Source organism: Priestia sp. SIMBA_032, assembly GCF_046535215.1.
GTDB lineage: Bacteria > Bacillota > Bacilli > Bacillales > Bacillaceae_H > Priestia > Priestia aryabhattai.
The window spans coordinates 1-17,414 of record NZ_JAWRXD010000012.1 but is presented as its reverse complement, the minus strand read 5'-3'; the positions used below and the strand labels follow the sequence as shown (position 1 = coordinate 17,414).

At 38.4% G+C, this 17,414-nt stretch carries 18 protein-coding genes, 1 other RNA gene and 1 pseudogene; 13 read left to right on the top strand and 7 right to left on the bottom strand.

Annotation, left to right across the window (positions count from 1 at the left end; genetic code table 11):
* Positions 1-34: 34 nt before the first annotated feature.
* The 6 genes and pseudogenes from SB717_RS24410 (at position 35) to SB717_RS24385 (ending at position 5,102) form a co-directional block, all read left to right on the top strand.
* Positions 35-1,384: a glycosyltransferase family 2 protein gene (locus SB717_RS24410; RefSeq protein WP_410904989.1), complete on the top strand. Its 1,350-nt coding sequence runs from the start codon at positions 35-37 to the stop codon at positions 1,382-1,384.
* Between the two features lie 43 nt (positions 1,385-1,427).
* Positions 1,428-1,602, top strand: a pseudogene (locus tag SB717_RS24405) (polysaccharide deacetylase family protein); the annotation flags it as partial.
* A gap of 51 nt (positions 1,603-1,653) precedes the next feature.
* Positions 1,654-1,914, top strand: a complete 261-nt coding sequence (locus SB717_RS24400; RefSeq protein ID WP_410905107.1) for a hypothetical protein — start codon at positions 1,654-1,656, stop codon at positions 1,912-1,914.
* Positions 1,915-2,171: 257 nt separating this feature from the next.
* Positions 2,172-2,741, top strand: coding sequence for a LemA family protein (locus tag SB717_RS24395; RefSeq protein ID WP_410904987.1), 570 nt, complete (start codon positions 2,172-2,174; stop codon positions 2,739-2,741).
* Positions 2,741-3,514, top strand: coding sequence for a TPM domain-containing protein (locus SB717_RS24390; protein ID WP_410904985.1), 774 nt, complete (start codon positions 2,741-2,743; stop codon positions 3,512-3,514). The genes SB717_RS24395 and SB717_RS24390 overlap by 1 nt, the downstream gene beginning before the upstream one ends.
* 217 nt (positions 3,515-3,731) lie before the next feature.
* Positions 3,732-5,102: a DUF2254 domain-containing protein gene (locus SB717_RS24385; protein WP_410904983.1), complete on the top strand. Its 1,371-nt coding sequence runs from the start codon at positions 3,732-3,734 to the stop codon at positions 5,100-5,102.
* Positions 5,103-5,143: 41 nt separating this feature from the next.
* Here the strand turns inward: SB717_RS24385 and SB717_RS24380 are convergent, their stop codons facing one another.
* A complete protein-coding gene (locus SB717_RS24380; RefSeq protein WP_410904981.1) occupies positions 5,144-6,448 on the bottom strand; it encodes an aldehyde dehydrogenase in 1,305 nt (434 codons plus the stop codon).
* A gap of 63 nt (positions 6,449-6,511) precedes the next feature.
* The gene (locus SB717_RS24375) at positions 6,512-7,138 is read right to left on the bottom strand and encodes a nitroreductase family protein (protein WP_080890138.1); all 627 of its coding nucleotides are present in this window, start codon (positions 7,136-7,138) and stop codon (positions 6,512-6,514) included.
* A 450-nt stretch (positions 7,139-7,588) separates the two neighbouring features.
* Between SB717_RS24375 and gdh the strand changes: the two genes are divergently transcribed.
* The 3 genes from gdh to SB717_RS24360 all read left to right on the top strand — a co-directional run bounded on the left by gdh (position 7,589) and on the right by SB717_RS24360 (position 9,778).
* Positions 7,589-8,374 (top strand): glucose 1-dehydrogenase, encoded by a 786-nt coding sequence (gdh, locus tag SB717_RS24370; protein WP_410904979.1) that lies wholly within the window; start codon positions 7,589-7,591, stop codon positions 8,372-8,374.
* A 145-nt stretch (positions 8,375-8,519) separates the two neighbouring features.
* Positions 8,520-9,509, top strand: coding sequence for a DUF4003 family protein (locus tag SB717_RS24365; protein ID WP_410904977.1), 990 nt, complete (start codon positions 8,520-8,522; stop codon positions 9,507-9,509).
* Positions 9,510-9,640: 131 nt separating this feature from the next.
* Positions 9,641-9,778 carry a hypothetical protein gene (locus tag SB717_RS24360; RefSeq protein ID WP_200970359.1) on the top strand — a complete coding sequence of 46 codons (138 nt, stop codon included), beginning with the start codon at positions 9,641-9,643 and terminating at the stop codon, positions 9,776-9,778.
* Between the two features lie 69 nt (positions 9,779-9,847).
* On the opposite strand, the gene SB717_RS24355 is transcribed toward SB717_RS24360, so the two are convergent.
* From SB717_RS24355 to SB717_RS24345, 3 genes are all read right to left on the bottom strand, one after another.
* Positions 9,848-10,612 carry an MBL fold metallo-hydrolase gene (locus SB717_RS24355; protein WP_410904975.1) on the bottom strand — a complete coding sequence of 255 codons (765 nt, stop codon included), beginning with the start codon at positions 10,610-10,612 and terminating at the stop codon, positions 9,848-9,850.
* Between the two features lie 144 nt (positions 10,613-10,756).
* Positions 10,757-12,337, bottom strand: coding sequence for a sensor domain-containing diguanylate cyclase (locus tag SB717_RS24350; protein ID WP_410904973.1), 1,581 nt, complete (start codon positions 12,335-12,337; stop codon positions 10,757-10,759).
* 301 nt (positions 12,338-12,638) lie between these two features.
* The gene (locus SB717_RS24345; RefSeq protein ID WP_410904971.1) at positions 12,639-13,457 is read right to left on the bottom strand and encodes a histidinol-phosphatase; all 819 of its coding nucleotides are present in this window, start codon (positions 13,455-13,457) and stop codon (positions 12,639-12,641) included.
* Between the two features lie 248 nt (positions 13,458-13,705).
* Between SB717_RS24345 and rnpB the strand changes: the two genes are divergently transcribed.
* From rnpB to SB717_RS24330, 3 genes are all read left to right on the top strand, one after another.
* Positions 13,706-14,094: RNase P RNA component class B (rnpB, locus tag SB717_RS24340), an RNA gene on the top strand.
* Between the two features lie 222 nt (positions 14,095-14,316).
* Positions 14,317-14,706 carry a VOC family protein gene (locus SB717_RS24335; RefSeq protein WP_045290728.1) on the top strand — a complete coding sequence of 130 codons (390 nt, stop codon included), beginning with the start codon at positions 14,317-14,319 and terminating at the stop codon, positions 14,704-14,706.
* A gap of 358 nt (positions 14,707-15,064) precedes the next feature.
* Positions 15,065-15,949: a LysR family transcriptional regulator gene (locus SB717_RS24330; RefSeq protein ID WP_074679766.1), complete on the top strand. Its 885-nt coding sequence runs from the start codon at positions 15,065-15,067 to the stop codon at positions 15,947-15,949.
* A 32-nt stretch (positions 15,950-15,981) separates the two neighbouring features.
* Here SB717_RS24330 and SB717_RS24325 read toward each other — a convergent pair whose 3' ends face one another.
* A complete protein-coding gene (locus SB717_RS24325; protein ID WP_410904968.1) occupies positions 15,982-16,539 on the bottom strand; it encodes a MerR family transcriptional regulator in 558 nt (185 codons plus the stop codon).
* Positions 16,540-16,893: 354 nt separating this feature from the next.
* Here SB717_RS24325 and SB717_RS24320 point away from each other — a divergent pair, with 354 nt between their 5' ends.
* Positions 16,894-17,208: an MGMT family protein gene (locus tag SB717_RS24320; RefSeq protein ID WP_029715121.1), complete on the top strand. Its 315-nt coding sequence runs from the start codon at positions 16,894-16,896 to the stop codon at positions 17,206-17,208.
* Between the two features lie 49 nt (positions 17,209-17,257).
* Here the strand turns inward: SB717_RS24320 and SB717_RS24315 are convergent.
* Positions 17,258-17,414, bottom strand: a 157-nt coding sequence (locus SB717_RS24315) for an IS3 family transposase (protein WP_410905100.1), incomplete at its 5' end; no start/stop codon positions are given.

Sequence of the window (17,414 nt, the reverse complement as noted above, 5' to 3'; positions counted from 1 at the left end):
ATTGAATAGTATATAGAGGAAAAATAAAGAAAGGATGATTAAAATAGACTCATATGATTCCTATTACAACCGTTCCGATGGAAAATATTATATTAAAAAGAAAAAAAATAATCACAATTCTTTAAAAGAGCCCAAAAACAAAAGGAATAAAACAGACAATTCATTATATAAAATGAGCGTGAAAAATAATCACAAACATCCTATTAAAGTTAGTATCATTATGCCTACGTATAATAAATATCATCAAACTGCTCTTTCGCTTTATAGTTTATCAAAACAAACGTTTCCTCAAGCTGAGTATGAAGTCATTTTAGTGGATGACGCTTCTTCTGATAATACGCCCAACATTTTTAAAGAAGCTGATGTCCCGTTCAAATTTAAGTATATCCGCATGAAACAAAATAAAGGGCGTTCCTCAGTACGTAATATAGGAATTAATCATGCTAAAGGAGATCTTTTAATCTTTTTAGATGGAGAAATGCTAGCGCCTCCTTCTTTTATTAAAAATCATTATAAACATCATATGCACGAATCAAATCTCGTGGTTACCGGTGCCATGCATTATGAGGGAGTCTACACGTTTATTATGCCAGACTATAATGAAGATCAAATGGCTCATTTAAAAGAACTAGTAAATAATGATGCCGAGTATAGAAGATTGTACGAAAACTATGAACAGACGAGGCAGCATTCAAACGCTCCTTATCCTCTTGTAACAAAAGAAGACATTGATACAAACCGTTTTCAATGTTTATCATTCCCTAATCGTTATTTCCTTAACAGCGGGCTAAAACATTTCGGAGAGCGACTTGAAGGATTTACACTACCTTATATTGCATTTTTAAGTGGAAATGTATCAGTAAGAAAAGGGAACTTAAAAAAATCCGGTCTTTTTGATGAAACGTTTGTTGGCTACGGGGCAGAAGACTGGGAGCTTGGATATCGTTTATATAAAAATGGTGCACAATTTGTTTTAGATCCCTCAACAGTTGCTTATCACCAGGAACATGGTATATCCAAGCGAAAAGTGAAAGAACAGTGGGGGAATCACTATCGTTTTGTGAAAAAACATCCGAATATAGACGTTCTTATTCTATCTCTCGAATGGAAAGAGCTTCCGTTTATGCATATGCATCAAACATTAGTTGAATATAAAGCGCTGGAGAAGCGTTTTCCTGACGAATATAAGGAATTTAAACATGCTTTTCGCGTCATGCTGTTTAGAAGCATTGAATATTTAAATAGTGGACAGCCCGTAACGAAACTCTACGATCTCCCAGGAGGGTCAGAGGAAAGAATAAAAATTCTTCAGCAGTTTGAAACACTGCGTCCTCGCGGATTTGACTACTTGGCGAGTTCTTTTGAACAGATCTATTACCTGTAGCGCTATTGCATGCAGAAAAAGATATAACATTATCTCTTAAAAATTGTCTCGCCGTAAAAGCCCCTCAGCTTACACAGCTTCTATTTTGAAAATTCTAAAAAGATATAATGTACGTGCGACCTTTTTTGTCGTAGGTTCGGAAGTGGAAAGATTTCCAAAGCTGATCCAACGTATTCATAGAGAAAATCATCGGTTATTCTCCAAAGCTGTTTCGTCCACCTTACAGTTCAATAAATGATACAGCTCTTGCTGCTATTAAGGAATTGGGAATGACGTCTGTTCTATGGAATGTAGATAGTCAGGATTGGCGTGAAGAAAATCCATTGGCCATATGCAAATATACGATTAAAAATTTACAAGAAAAGAATCTTATTGTCATGCACGATGGGGATCGATACGGCAGCGGAGCGTGGGATCAAATTGTTGCTTCATTGCCGAAACTTATTAAGTATTTAATAAAAAACGACTATCAATTTGTAACGGTTCCTGAATTTCACCGAGTCGCATACAAGATTGAAGGGTGGTCTTAAGCCGAAAAGGGAATAGCCAAGAGGTATTCCTTTTTTTTATTATAAAACAAGATAAAATCGCGAAGGGTTACATGTGCTAATTGATAGAAAGACTAGGTAGAGAAAAGCGTTTCACCTTATAGAGAGGAATTGATCGTTAGGAGATGTCTTACTTAGACGTGCAATACAAATAAAATTGGTAAAAAATGAATCTTTTTAGAGTGTGATTCGTACTAGTAAGTAGATACATAATTTTGATGAAGAAAAGAGGTAGTACATTGAAAAACAAAGGTTTGATCGCTGCGATCATTGTGTTGGTGCTTGTTGTGATTTACGGAGTGAGCTCTTACAACAGCCTCGTTAGCGCAGAGGAAGATGTAGATAATAAATTTTCCCAAGTGGATAACCAGCTAAAAAGACGATCTGATTTAATTCCGAACTTAGTGGAAACGGTAAAAGGCTATGCTAAGCATGAGCAGGAAGCTATTGATTCAGTTACTCAGGCAAGAGCGCAGCTAGCGGGAGCGAAAACTCCTGAAGACAAAGCTGATGCTAATCAACAGTTGAGCGGCGCATTAAACCGCCTGCTCGTAGTAGTTGAAAAATATCCGGATTTAAAAGCGAATGAAAACTTCAGAAGCTTAATGGACAGTTTAGAAGGAACGGAAAATCGACTCGCTGTAGCGCGTAAAGACTATAACGATGAAGTTGCAAAATACAATAAATCGGTTAAGAGATTTCCTGAAAGCATGTTAGCGGGTACGTTCGGCTTTGAAAAGAAGCCATATTTTGAAGTGACAAATGAAGAAAAAGAAGCGCCGAAAGTTGATTTTGGGAGCGATAAGTGATGAAATTTCTTGCTTCGTTTGCTTTATTATTGTCTCTTTTATGTAATACGGTAAGCGTTGCTTTTGCTGCACCTGATATTCCAAATCCGGTAGGCGATATTTACGTTCAAGATTTTGCTCATTTATTAAACGATCAGGAAAAAACTGAAATAAACCAAATGGGCAGAAAATTGGATGATGAAACGAAAGCTCAAGTAGCGATTCTTACCGTGGATTCATTAGGTGATGCGGATGTAGAAGAGTACGCGAATGAAGCGTTTCGAAAGTACAAACTCGGTGATAAAAAGCTGAACAATGGCGTTCTTATTTTGCTTGCTAAAAAGGAGCGAAAAATTCGAATCGAAGTAGGATACGGGTTAGAAGGAGCTATCACCGATATCAAATCGGGAGAAATTTTAGATTCTTATGCTATTCCTAACTTGAAAAATGGAAAATACGATACGGCGCTAGAAAGCACATACAAAGCTGTTTATAACCAAGTCGTGAAAGAGTATGATTTAGGAACAGATTTTGAACAAAAAGTGCCAAAAGCATCTCCGCCTTCTGATAGCGGCGTTCATTTCACAACGCTTCAAACGCTGCTGATCGCAGCTGTTATTGTGGGCTTGCTTATTCTTGACTTCGTCTTTTTTAAAGGAGCGATCATGCAATTTCTGCTAAACTTCCTTGTGATGTTCGGAGGAAGAGGCGGAGGTGGCGGCAGCGGAGGCAGCGGTCCTCGCGGAGGGGGAGGAGGCAGCTCTGGAGGCGGCGGAGCTAGCCGGGGCTGGTAAACAGATAAGAGTAAAAAGAGGCTAAGATAAGACTAGGTTAGTTGAAAGAAAATCCGAACGAGACGGATTCTTTATTAAGAATCCGACGCGTTCGGTTTTTTTGTTTGTACAGTTATACTTTGAAAAATAGATTTTTTCCATTAGATAAGCATAATTAGAAAAATTAAGGGAACTAAGAAAAAAGCTAGAGATTTACAAATAAAAAGGAAGGTTTTATATGAATAAATTTAAATGGATAGCGGCAAGGAAGCAGCTCTCTCCTCGTGCTTTTAAAGATGAGCTAAATAGCCAAATATGGTTTAGTCCCTTAATTTATGCTCTGTTTTCTGTCCTTTTAGCTGCATTGACGCTGTTTCTGGACTATTATTGCAAATTAGGAGAGAAGGTTCCTTCATTTTTTTCAATCAACATGGATTTAACCAATACGTTAGTGAGTACGATTATGCCCGGAATTCTATCGATTACGACGTTTACCTTTAATTTAATGCTTGTTGTGTTTACATCATTTGCAGCTCAGTTTTCTCCTCGCGTGTTAAAAAACTTTGCTTCTTCAAAATCGACTCAGCGAATTCTCGGGATTTTTATGGGGAGTTTCTTATATACACTTTTTGTCTTTCTCTTTTTAAACAGTTCACAAGTAGATGGCTACTTTGCTATCCCATTTGCGACCACGGCGCTATCAGTTTTTAGTGCAGGCACGTTTGTCTACTTTATTAATCATTCCGTTAAATGGCTGCAAGTTAACCACATGACTCAATCGATGAAAACGGAATCTATAAAAGCTATTGAAACGACGATACGTGAAGAGCTAGAGGTTCATCGAACGCAATCTGCTCATAACGAACAATTTTCCTTTCCTGAAGGGGATAACAACCCAGTATATATTCAAACATCTGGCTATATTCAGACCGTAAATTACAGCCGATTAATTCACTATGCCAAAGAGCATAACTTAGTGATCAAAATGGAGAGGGAAGTAGGGGACTACGTACTCGACGGAACGATATTGTTTTATTATTGGAAACGAGATTCTGCAGAGCAGGATGAAATCGATCAAACTATTTTCCATCGATATGTTCATATAGGAAAATCTCAAACCGATATTCAAGACACAACTCATATTATTACCAAGTTTGTCGAGATGGCGATTAAATCATTAGGAAGTGATGACTTCAAAACGGCGGTTAACTCCATTCACCAAATTAGCGATATTCTTCGGAAAATTTGTGATGTTAGTCAGTTTTCTTCGTATTTAGTTGATGACAGCGGCGTTGTACGAATGGTCATTCCTGATAAAAAATTTGAAGACTTTTTGTATGATGGATTTGCTAATATCCGGCACTATGCTAGACGTAATATTATCATTACAATGGAGCTGCTTAAAACGCTTGGAAATCTCGCCGAGGCCATTGGGCCAGCTTATTACGACGACATTTGGGAGTTTGCCGTCTACACGTCTCAAGGCTTTGAAGAAGAATATTTATTTGTTCAAGATAAAAAATATTTTTTACATATTCTTTATGATTTAGCTATTTCTACAAAAAAGGAAGAGCAATATGAACAGATAACTAAACAAATGAAGAAGTAAAAAAGCCGAAGTTAACGCGTGGCTTCGGCTTTTCTTTTTTATTATTTATTTGAACGTTTTAAGATGCTTTTAGCATGTGAAAATGTATCAAAGCTTGCTTTTCCGTGATACGCACCCATTCCGCTGTCACCAACGCCGCCAAATGGAAGGTAGTGAGACGTCATGTGGTTAATTGTATCGTTAATAGAACCGCCACCGAATGACACGCTGTTTAAGATGTGATCTTGGACTGCTTCATCTTCAGAGAAAAGATAAAGTGCCAATGGTTTTGGACGTTTTACGATTGCTTCAATTACTTCTGAGATTTCATCGTATACGATGACTGGAAGAATTGGTCCAAAGATTTCATCTTGCATCACATTGTCTTCCCATGAGATGTTGTCAAGAACAGTTGGTTCAATAAACAGACGAGAACGATCCGTTTTGCCTCCAAAAACGATATCTCCGTTTGTTAAGAAGCTGTTGAGACGGTCAAAATGCTTTTCGCTCACTACGTGAGGGAAGTCTAGATTTTGTGAAACATCTTCGCCGTACGTGTTTGTTACGACTTGTTTTAGGTTAGCTAGCAGCTCGTCTTTTACATTTCGCTGAACAAGAATGTAGTCCGGCGCTACGCAAGTTTGGCCAGCATTTGCAAATTTACCGCGCGCAATGCGTTTTGCTGCTTCTTCAATATTTGCATCTTCGTGTACAATTGTAGGACTTTTTCCGCCTAGCTCAAGCGTAACAGGTGTTAAATGTTTAGCAGCAGCGTCTGCCACAATTTTGCCGACCATTGTACTTCCTGTAAAGAAGATGTAATCAAAGTTTTCTTTTAGTAAAGCCGTGCTTGTTTCCACTTCACCTTCGACTACCGTCAAGTATTCTTCAGGGAAGTTCTCATTAAACATCTTAGCAAGAAGGCTTGACGTATGAGGTGTTAATTCAGAAGGCTTTAACACCACGCAGTTACCTGCAGCAATCGCGCCTACTACTGGTGATACAGCAAGTTGGAACGGATAGTTCCAAGGTGCAATCACTAGAGCTAAACCGTATGGATCTTGATAAATGTAGCTTTTTGCTCCTGCGTGAGTAGATGGTGTTTCTACTTCTTTTGGCGCTGCCCATTCTGCAAGGTTCTCAACTGCAAAGTCGATTTCACTTAGCACAAGACCAACTTCTGCACGTTTAGCTTCCATTTCTGGTTTGTTAAGATCCGCTTTTACTGCTTTTAAAATGTCGTCTTCATGACGCACAACAAGTTCTCTTAATTTCTTTAGCGTTTCGATACGGAACGCAACTTCTTTTGTTTTACCGCTATTAAAGAATGAAAGCTGTTTTTTTGTAAGTTCTTGATAGTTATTCATCAGAAAATCTCCTTTTACTTCACAATTTTAGCCCTTTATTTACTAAATAGAACTAGCTACTGCTTATTTCCAAGTTGTAACCGTATTGACCGGTAAACGGTAAGAAGCATGGCCTTCGCTTGCTGCTTTCCCGATTGAGATAAGCATAATTGGAAGATAACGTTCTTTATCTAAACCGAATTCTTCTGCGATTAAGTGTTTTTCGTATCCGCCGATTGGATTTGTATCATATCCGTGAGCGCGAGCAACAAGCATGAGCTGCATAGATACAAGACCTGAATCTATTAAAACGATGTCTTTCATATCAGCTTTTGGCATGTTTTCATAAATCGGCTTAAAGAAATTTAGCTGCTGTTCTTTAATATCCTGAGGCATATAGCCAAGCTCAACGGCTTTACCGAAAATTTCATCTGCATATTCAACGTTGTTCATGTCACCAAACACGGCAATAACAGCTGAAGATGTATGAACTTGTTCACTGTTGAATTTCGCAAGTTTAGCTAATTTTTCTTTCCCTTCAGGCGTTTCAATTACAACAAAGCGCCACGGCTGCATATTAACAGAAGAAGGAGCGCGCATGGCTTCTGTAAGAATTTCCTCCATTTCCTCACGGCTGATTTTTACTGAAGGATCATATTTTTTAATTGAACGGCGTTTTAAAGCAATTTCGTTAAAGTCTTTTGTAGTCATAGTCATTATTCCTTTCTTTTTAGGCGTTAAACTTATTTATTATCATTTCCATATTTTTGATTGTGGACAATTGTTTGACGTATCAATAATTGATACATCAACAATATAATACATTGATTTGAGAATTGCAAGGGAAAAAGTTTAAACTTTTGAAGTGGTGCTAATTTGAAGTGTGAAGTTATATTTTCAGGGAGCGAACAAATATAAAGAGAGTAAGTAGAAAAAAGAAATGATAAAAATGAACAAACAAAAAGTTTGACTACTTTTTATCTCTTGGTTACGATAAGTAACGAAAAGAAACAAAAGTGAATTTGTTACTTTTTAAATGAATGACAGTTCGAGAAAGAAGAGATAGAAAAATGTTTCTTCCCTTCTTAAAACTTAAACTGTATCTGCAATTAGTACAGTATAGCAAGACATATCAAGCAGAAAAAGTAGGAGGACTTCAAGATGTATACAGATTTAAAAGATAAAGTAGTAGTTGTAACAGGCGGATCAAAAGGATTGGGTCGTGCAATGGCCGTTCGTTTTGGTCAAGAGCAGTCAAAAGTAGTTATAAACTACCGCACCAATGCAGAAGAAGCGTTAGAAGTGAAAAAAGAAATTGAAGAAGCTGGCGGTCAAGCTATTATTGTTCGAGGCGACGTAACAAAAGAAGAAGACGTTGTGAACCTTGTAGAGACAGCTGTTAAAGAATTTGGTACATTAGACGTTATGATTAATAATGCAGGTGTTGAAAACCCGGTTCCTTCTCATGAATTATCATTAGAAAACTGGAACCAAGTGATTGATACAAACTTAACAGGGGCATTTTTAGGAAGCCGTGAAGCAATTAAATATTTCGTTGAAAATGACATTAAAGGAAACGTTATTAACATGTCCAGCGTTCACGAAATGATTCCTTGGCCATTATTTGTTCACTATGCAGCAAGTAAAGGCGGTATGAAATTAATGACGGAAACATTGGCTCTTGAATATGCGCCAAAAGGTATCCGCGTAAATAACATTGGACCAGGTGCAATCGATACGCCAATCAACGCTGAAAAATTCGCAAATCCGGAACAGCGTGCAGACGTAGAAAGCATGATTCCAATGGGCTATATCGGCAACCCGGAAGAAATCGCATCAGTTGCAGCATTCTTAGCATCATCACAAGCAAGCTACGTAACAGGTATTACACTATTTGCTGATGGCGGTATGACAAAATATCCTTCTTTCCAAGCGGGAAGAGGTTAATAAATAAAGCTGAAAGGAAAAAGATCTCGGAATATTCCGAGGTCTTTTTTGTATTGTCATAAATGTACGGATTATTTACCGAATATTGAAACTTTTATTGAAGTTTTACGTATATAAGCTAACGACGAATAAAGGACGTGTTGATATGCTACCCGAAACGATTCAACAAAAAGTAGCTCAGTATAGAGGTTTTTATATCAGCTTAAAAAATGAACTTAAATGGAAAGTGGCAGATCCGAAGCAGTTTATGGCTATGGCTTCTATGTACGCAGTGAAAGGCAAATCGCTCGAGCTTCAGCCTTATATTGAGTTAAGTGACTATATTAAAAATCAAGTAGGAATGTTTTCTACATTAAAATCATCGCAGCGATTTACGATCGCAGCCATGCTAGACACTCGCTATGAGAATCCAAAAGAAACGTTTCATGAGTTTCTGGATGTATACGACCAATTGATACAAGGCGGGTTTACGAGAGGCGCATTTACGTATATTGCGGCTTCGGCTATGCTGTCGAATGAGTCAAGTCGAAGTCATAAAGAAATGGTTCGACGGTCATTAGAAATTTATCAGGGCATGAAAAAAAAGCATCTCTTCCTCACGTCAAGCGGTGATGTACCTCTTGCGGTTTTATTAGCTGAAACATGTGAGTTCACTGATGATCTGATGCATGAAATTGAACACTTTTATATGACATTGGCGCAGCATGGATTTAAAAAAGGAAATGACCTTCAATTTTTAAGTCATATTCTCGCAATCGATAAAAACCTGCATGCGGATACCCTTATTGAAATATGCGTATCTGTAAAAGAAGCCTGTGAATCGGCAGGTATCAAAGTGAAAGCGATGCATTACCCGGTCATTGGCTTATTAGCACTATTTGAAAAACCAGAAACTGAAATTGAAATCATCCATGAAGTAGTGAAACAGCTAAACGCAGACAAACTTTTCAAATGGCAGAAAGACATCAATGTTATGCTGGCGGTTAATTTAGTTATCAGTGAAAAGCTGAAGGATTCTAGACTGGTCGAAACGGGCATCTATACAACGATTGAAACCATTATTCAAGCTCAGCAAGCAGCTATGCTAGCGGTTATTGCAAGCACTTCAGCGGTTGCTACTACGACTACTACTTGATAAATGAAACGGCTATAAAAAGAGGCTGGGGCAAAAGTATGTTAGTTGAAGGGTGACCTGAACGATGAATCGGTCGAATTTTTTATTGGCAGAGGGAAGGTAGGTTTACTCAATTTAGTTACTTCTAGCCGTTGATTGGAGGGCAAGGCGAAGACTCCTGCGGGAAAAGCGGAAGGGATGAGACCCCGCAGGAGCGCAAGCGACGAGGAGGCTCATCGGCCGCCCGCGGAAAGCGTAGTCTTGCACGGAAATCAACGGCGGTGTCATAAGCGAGCGATTCATGCGATCTCATTTGTCCGTCTTTAGATTGGAATGATTTTGTTATGTCTCAATCTCTTCTACTTAAAAGTATAAACCTCGCCATCATCTGGAACAAAGACGTGAGATGTCATGTCTTTTTCTTTGATAAAGCCTTTTAATTCTTCTCTTGATAGCGTCCAGTGGTTTACAGCTTCCATATGGACAGAAATAATCGTAGCCTTAGGAGCTGCTTTGTATACTTCGTAAATATCTTCTTTCCCCATTACAAGAGAACCGCCTTCTAAAAACTGATTATCACCGCCGTTTACGACGATGACATCCGGTTGATGGGTGTTGATTTCTTCTTCAACAGCGGAATACCATACCGTATCTCCAGCTACATAGAGCGTTTTTTCGCTCTCATGTTTAAACACAACGCCGCATACTAAACCAGTACGTTTTAAAATTTCTCCTCTTCCGTGCTCGCCTTTTGTTTTGATTAATTGAATGTCTTTAAAAACCGTGTTTTGCGTAAGTATTTCTACGTTTTTAAAACCAGCTTCTTTTACTACTGCGGCATCTTCTTCATTTTGAACGAACATTTTGATATCGTTTGGCAACGCCTGTTTAGCGGCATCGTCAAAGTGGTCTAAATGGAGGTGAGTGAGAATGACGGCATCAATACCATCAATAATCTCTTCAACGGATAACGATAAGCTCACTAAAGGGTTGTTTTGATCTTGTCTGATCGAATTTGGAAAAGGGGGGTAAGTTCCTTTTTCCGCTAACATAGGATCAATTAAAAACGTTTTTCCCTCGTATTCAACAAGTAAAGTAGCATTTCGAATATGTGTAATCTTCATCTTTATCTCTCCTTTTTTTGATCTACGTATAGTTTATAAGATAAACTACTCGCAAATACATAGATAAAATCAAGTCTTTTAACACTTTCACTTGATAAATGAAAGAATAGTAGTCAAAAGCAAAAAGAACCGAAACAATGGTGTTTAGGTTCTTTTTGCGATTTCTTTTTTCTCTTCATACACACGTACTTGGTTGCGTCCGTTTTGTTTGGCAGCGTACAGGGCAATATCTGCTTTATTTAAAAGGTCATCCAACGTGTCGTTTTCTTGTTTTGCTGCTTGGGCTACTCCAAGGCTTAGCGTAACAGAAATGGTCTCTTCATTGATCCGTAAGGGCTGAGTCTCAACGTGCCTGCGAAGCTGATTGGCAAGGGCCTCAGCTTCTGATGATGTATAGTCCTTTAGCGTGAGTACAAACTCTTCACCGCCGTACCGAGCAAAAAGCGCTCCTTGCGGTAATACGGACTGGCAGGCTTTTACGACATGTACAAGCACCTGATCGCCGGCATAATGACCATACGTGTCGTTCACTTTTTTAAAATAATCAATATCAAGTAAAAGAAGCGTAAAAGAAGCTGCGGACTGTTTTGCTTCTTTGAACGCTTGCTTACTGTACTGAAAAAATGCCCGACGATTATAAATTTGAGTCAGCTCATCGTAATAAGCTTGATTTTCAAGCTTTAGCTGAAGTCTTTTTAGCTCCGTAATATCCGTAAAAATAAGCAGCAAGCCGTGACTATTATTAGCATACTGCAAAGGAGAGGTGCGAACTTGATACGTATACTGAGATTGATCCCAAGAAAAAAGCTGCAGCTCATGACTGCTTTTTGCATTTTCTAATGTAAAAGGAAACGAGCTGCCTGATAGCGTGAACCAAATATCAGCAAACCGTTTTCCAAACATTGCTTTTTTTAGCTGAGGAAACATGTTTTTAGACGCTAGGTTAAATTCAATTAGTCTGTAGAATTCATCAAGTACGATAACCCCGTCATTGATACTGTTAAATATCGCATCTTTTGCAACGGGCATGACCGTAAACATACGCGATGAGTTAATGGACCATAGATATAAGAAAGAAGAAACCCATAAAACCATTGGGACTGGATCAATTCCCTGCGGCGTATAGCCCATTAAATAGATAAATGCTGTGACCATTGGGACTAATTGCCCGACCATTAATGAAATTAACTGCAGGCGATAAGCTTTGGCTGTTTCTTTCCAGCGGTAAACGGCGAGCAAAAAAGCAACGAACATAGACGAAAAGATGAACATGCCGTGAATCGTGTACCATGGTCCAATTTCTTGATGAACGTAAGGGGCACCTAGAACGGGATCAATTTCAAACACGCGGTAATGAAGGTGGTGCCAGTCATTTGTTGCGACCATAATCAAACTAATAAAAGGAATGATAAAAAGGGCAAAAATATGTTTTTTTCTTACCTTTATGCCGACATACTGCATAACAAACAGTAGCCCTGCAGGAGGCGAAAAAGGCATGCCCACGTATTGAATAACGGTCCAAAATTTCATTTCTCCGAGATTAACGGATAGTAAGCTAAACGCCGCACCCATACAATAAATGGTAGTGAAACCTGTATGAAGAATAAATAAATGCGCAATGTTAGCGTAGTGATGACGCTTAATAAATACGTAAAAACATAAGTATAGATTAAGAACACCAGACGTACAGATAAGCGTTATATAAGCTGTTAAATCTAAATTCACAAGTGTCTCCCTCATTATGAAAACATTTTTACTTAAATGTAGCACAGTTGAAATGAAATGTGGATATTTCATGTAGGAAATTAGTAGTGTTCGAGATGGTAGAGGGACTATAAGGGTAGGTCAAGACGATGAAAAAATGGTGCCTAAACAACAAGTAATTGAAACGAACGGAGAAACTTTATCTTCAGCTACAAAAGTCAAAGTTTCTCAGTAAAAAAACACATGCCTGAAAATACGCGATGTCCGTCATCTGCGTGTCTTCAGGCATATTTGTATTTACAGTCTATTTAAGTTCACCGTTTTACAAAGGTGTCACCTGCATTTTTTTCTGTCTAAAAAATACCCAATCTGTAAAGCCGATTTCTTTAAGACGCTTTTTTACCAATTCAAAGTCGTCGCCAATACGCTCCGGATCATGAGCATCGGAACCAAATGTAATGTGTACCCCGTAGTGCAGGGCTCTTTCTAAAATAGCGTCTGCAGGATACCAGCCTCCGCAGTCTTTGGTTTTGCCTGATGTATTCACTTCTATAGCAATGTCATGTGCTGAAATTACCTTTAGCGTTTGATCAATTACAGCTGTCTCGATAGAAGAAAAAGAGGGATAGAATCCTTTCATGGCATCAATATGGCCAAGAATCTGAAACATTCTGCTCCGAGCGGATTCTTCGATTAATTGATAATACGTTTCTTTCGTGCGCTGTTTTTCTTTTTGAGAAAGTCCTTCCCAGCGCGTTTTATGAAAGATACTAATTTCATCAACTTGATGCACAGAGCCGATTATGTAGTCAAACGGGTATTTTTCGTAGTGGCTTTGATATATTTTTGTATACTCTGGAAAGAAATCAGACTCCACGCCTAACAGCACTTCAATTTTTTCTTTATATTCTTCTTTTAGTTTCAAAATCTCAGCTACATATCCGGAGAATGCGCTTTTTCCCATCGCAATATGAGGATACGGCTGATTTTCTTCGCTCGCAAAATAAGGCGAATGATCCGAAATCCCAATGATATCAAGGCCTTTATCAATAGACGCCTCTATATAATCTCGAATCGTTCCGCGAGCATGTCCGCATCGGTCGTGATGGGTATGAAAATCAAATTTTAAGTCAGCCTTCATTTTTCATCACCTCTGTCATCTTTTTATGTGGTTTATAGAGTATTCTACAAAGAAACAAAGTATCCCTCTTAGAAATGGATGAAGCGAATATTTCTTGGGCTTACGGATGTTTCATCTACTAAAAAGAGTGTGCAGAAACAAGTTGTTTTATTTAATTTACTGCAAAAATTGACATGGAATTCATTCCAAAAGTTACATTTGATTCGGCAAGCTAAAACGCATATACTACTCATACACGATCTGAAATAACGTTCAGGTAATCGCTGCATCATTTGATGTAGAGGAAAGTCCATGCTCGCACGGTGCTGAGATGCCCGTAGTGTTCGTGCCTAGTGAAAAAATAAGCTAGGGCAGCTTGGCTTATAGCTTAGCTGACGGCGGGAAAAACCACCTAAGTCCTTGGATATGGTCGAGTATCCCTGAAAGTGCCACAGTGACGAAGCTTTGCTGGAAACAGCAAAGGTGGAACGCGGTAAACCCCACGAGCGAGAAACCCAAACAATGGTAGGGGAACTGTCTCTAAGGAATTCAACGGAGAGACGGACGGTTACATGTGTAATCGTAGATAGATGATTACCACCTGAGTACGAGAGTAAAATCGTTTGCAGTACAAAGGTACAAAACATGGCTTATCGAACGTTGTTGAAACAGAGACTGACTATGTAATATGTAATCAAAACAAACCAATGGGGTTTGTTTTTTTTGTTTATTATTTTTTAAATCATAGCTGACTTATTGTTAGAGTGCTTGAATTTTCCTCACCTTAGTATAAGGACTTAAGGTATATGGAAATACATATTGCCTAAATTGTTGTATAGTTTACTTATACTTACTAATTATGGGGAAAGGGAGAAGATGGATGATTAAGAAAATGGAACATACAGCAATTATTGTTGGAAATATGGATGAAACGATTCACTACTACTGTGATATGTTTGGCTTCAAAGTTCGCCTTCAAGGCTCTAACGAAAAGAGAGAGATGGCTTTTTTGTATCTTGAAGAACAGCCGGGTATTGAAATTGAGCTCATTCGAGATATTGATCCGATTGGAGAGTATAACAAAAGCGGGATTGTTAACCACCTTGCCTTTACGGTAGAAGATATAAATAAGGCAATTCAACATTATAAGAGCAAAGGAATTGAATTTTTATCATCTGAGCCTCAGCCAACGCTCGAAGGCGGACGTATGATTTTATTTCATGGCCCAAACAAAGAATTGCTGCAGTTAGTAGAACGGGTTAAACTTTAAAACGTCTACTTTAAGGGGTACATACAAGAAAAAATGTGTTTTAGATTCTCAAAAAAGACCTTTCTTTTATGGTGATAGAAAGGTCTTTTTTCATGTGCATTTACTACGATATTTTAGTTAGCTTTTTAATAACTTTCCTTACGTTTCATAACAAATCCTTCTTTCTGCTAGAAAATAATGATCAAAAAATTTTATAGGAGCTGTATACGGCAGTCGTCAAGATGAACTAAAAACATCCTCGAGTATGTTTCCAATTTTTATCGTAACACCCGCTATTTATAATGTATAATTCATTATAATCATATTTTTTATACATCTATGTAATGAGTAGAGCCGCTTGATAAGGAGATGGTGCAAAATGGAATGGCAGCAGTTTAAATATTTTCAAACGCTAGCACGTACGCAGCATATGACGCGGGCAGCAGAAGAGCTGTTAATTACGCAGCCTGCGCTCAGTCGTTCAATCGCTCGTTTTGAAGAGGAAGTAGGAGCGCCGCTATTTGACCGGCAAGGACGTTCCATTCGATTGAATCAATACGGTAAAGTCTTTTTGAAGCGTGTAGATAATATGATGAAAGAATTTGATAAAGGACAAGAGGAAATTCAAGCGCTGCTAGATCCTGAGAAAGGGCAGGTGTCACTTGGGTTTTTACATACGCTCAGCACAGATTTGATTCCAGATTTAATCGCGTCGTTTCGCAGCTTATATCCTAAGGTGAATTTTCAGCTGAGGCAAAGTCCTTCTCACGTTCTTCTTGAGCAGCTGCAGCTCGGCGAACTGGATCTTTGCTTGATTGCGCCGATGGAAGAGAAATCGTTTATTAAATGGCGTCATCTTTGGAGTGAAGAACTGTTTGTGATTGTGCCAAAAAATCACCGGTACGCTCGCCGTGAAAGTATCGCACTAGAAGAAATTGCTGAAGAATCATTTATTCACTTAAAAGAAGGCTTTTCTCTTCGTCTTACGTTTGAGCAGTTATTTGAAGAGACAGGGGGAAAGCCTCACATTATGTTTGAAGGAGAGGAAGCTGACACCGTAGCGGGACTTGTAGGAGCCGGCTTAGGAATTTCTATCCTTCCAGATTTACACGGAATAGATCAAAGCAAAATAGTGAAAATCCCATTAGCTAAAGCCAACTGTCACCGAGTAATTGGACTAGCATGGATGGAAGGAAGATATCTATCACCGGCTGTTAAACAGTTTAGAAACTTTGTTTTACATAAATTTAATGATCAGAAATAAAGATGTTTCATGGCCTAGGCTTGTTTACAAACTTAGTCCTTTTTTCGTTTGAATAATCGTTTTAAAATCGATCTTTTTTTACCTACTACGCTGCTTTCTTTTGAAGCTTCTACTAATTCTGAAATGGCCTGCTGTTCACGCAAGCTTTTACGCAAAGATTGAATAAGCTGCTTGTCTTTTTCCTGAAGAATTTGTTTTGTATCAGGCTCTTGTTGGGGTGAAGGCTGTACAGGAAGTTCAGAAGGTGTCGGCTGCTGGTCGTCGGCCTCGGGCTGGTCAGCGGTTTCTGCTGTGTTCTCTATGTCCTCTTTGTCTTCGTCCTCTTCTAGAGACACGGCAGCTTGATCCTCGCTTGCAGTCAAAGAGAATTCTTTTTGCAGAGATTCATTAATTTCTTCTGCTTGATAACCCTCATCATAAAGCTGCTTAATTTTCAGTAAAACGGTCACAGCCGCAGCTTCATATTGTTTTGGTCGATGATCTTCTTTTTGTATAAAGAAATATTGGAATTTATCTATATATCTTCTAATCGTTGAAATAGGAATATTTGTTTCTTCAGATAACTCTTTTACACTAAGCCATTTTGTCATTTTCTCACCACTTTTTAAATGATTACTTATTCGTCAGCATCCATTTGAAATTGTACTGGTATCTACTGTTTATCTTATCACGTAACGCTTCTAAGTACTTTGCTGTGTTGGTTTCTGTAACGTTTTTATAATCACAGTGTCATAAATGAGGTATAAGCTGGCACTCCCACAAAGATTTGTTAGTTGAAGAATAGGGAATAATCAGCAAACACTTGTCTGAAGTAGATTAAACAATGATGAGTGGACTGCTTATCTATTATCTTATAATGTTGCTGAAGAAAAATCGAGTGATTACTTCACTGTTTATTTAATATGGTAATGTTGTACTAAAGAAGAAACGAAAGGAGGAGCGACTTGAGTTTTACAGAACGAGCAGTAGCACTTATTAAACAAATACCATCCGGGAAAGTAATGACATACGGACAAATTGCCGGCCTGGCGGGTAGTCCGCGAGGTGCAAGGCAAGTTGTACGAGTATTGCACTCGATGAGTAAGAAACATAAACTCCCTTGGCACCGAGTCATCAATTCCAAAGGAGAAATTGGATTTAAAGATGAAGAAATGCACCTTGTTCAAAAACTTTCCCTTGAAGCGGAAGGAATAATCGTTTCTTCGGAAGGAAGACTTGATCTTAAAGTCTATCTCTATGAACCTGACGTGTATAAATAACAAAAAAGCTATCTGAAATGAACTGAACCCAAAAAGTTAGATCCTTTATCTAAGCAGCGAATGAGGATTGAATTCTGTATTCTACAGGGGTCAATCCTTTTAATTTTACTTTTATTCGTTTGTGGTTGTAATAAACAATATACCTCTCTAATTCCTGTTGAAAGTGCTCCATACTCTCAAATTCTTGGAGATAGAGTAACTCTGAT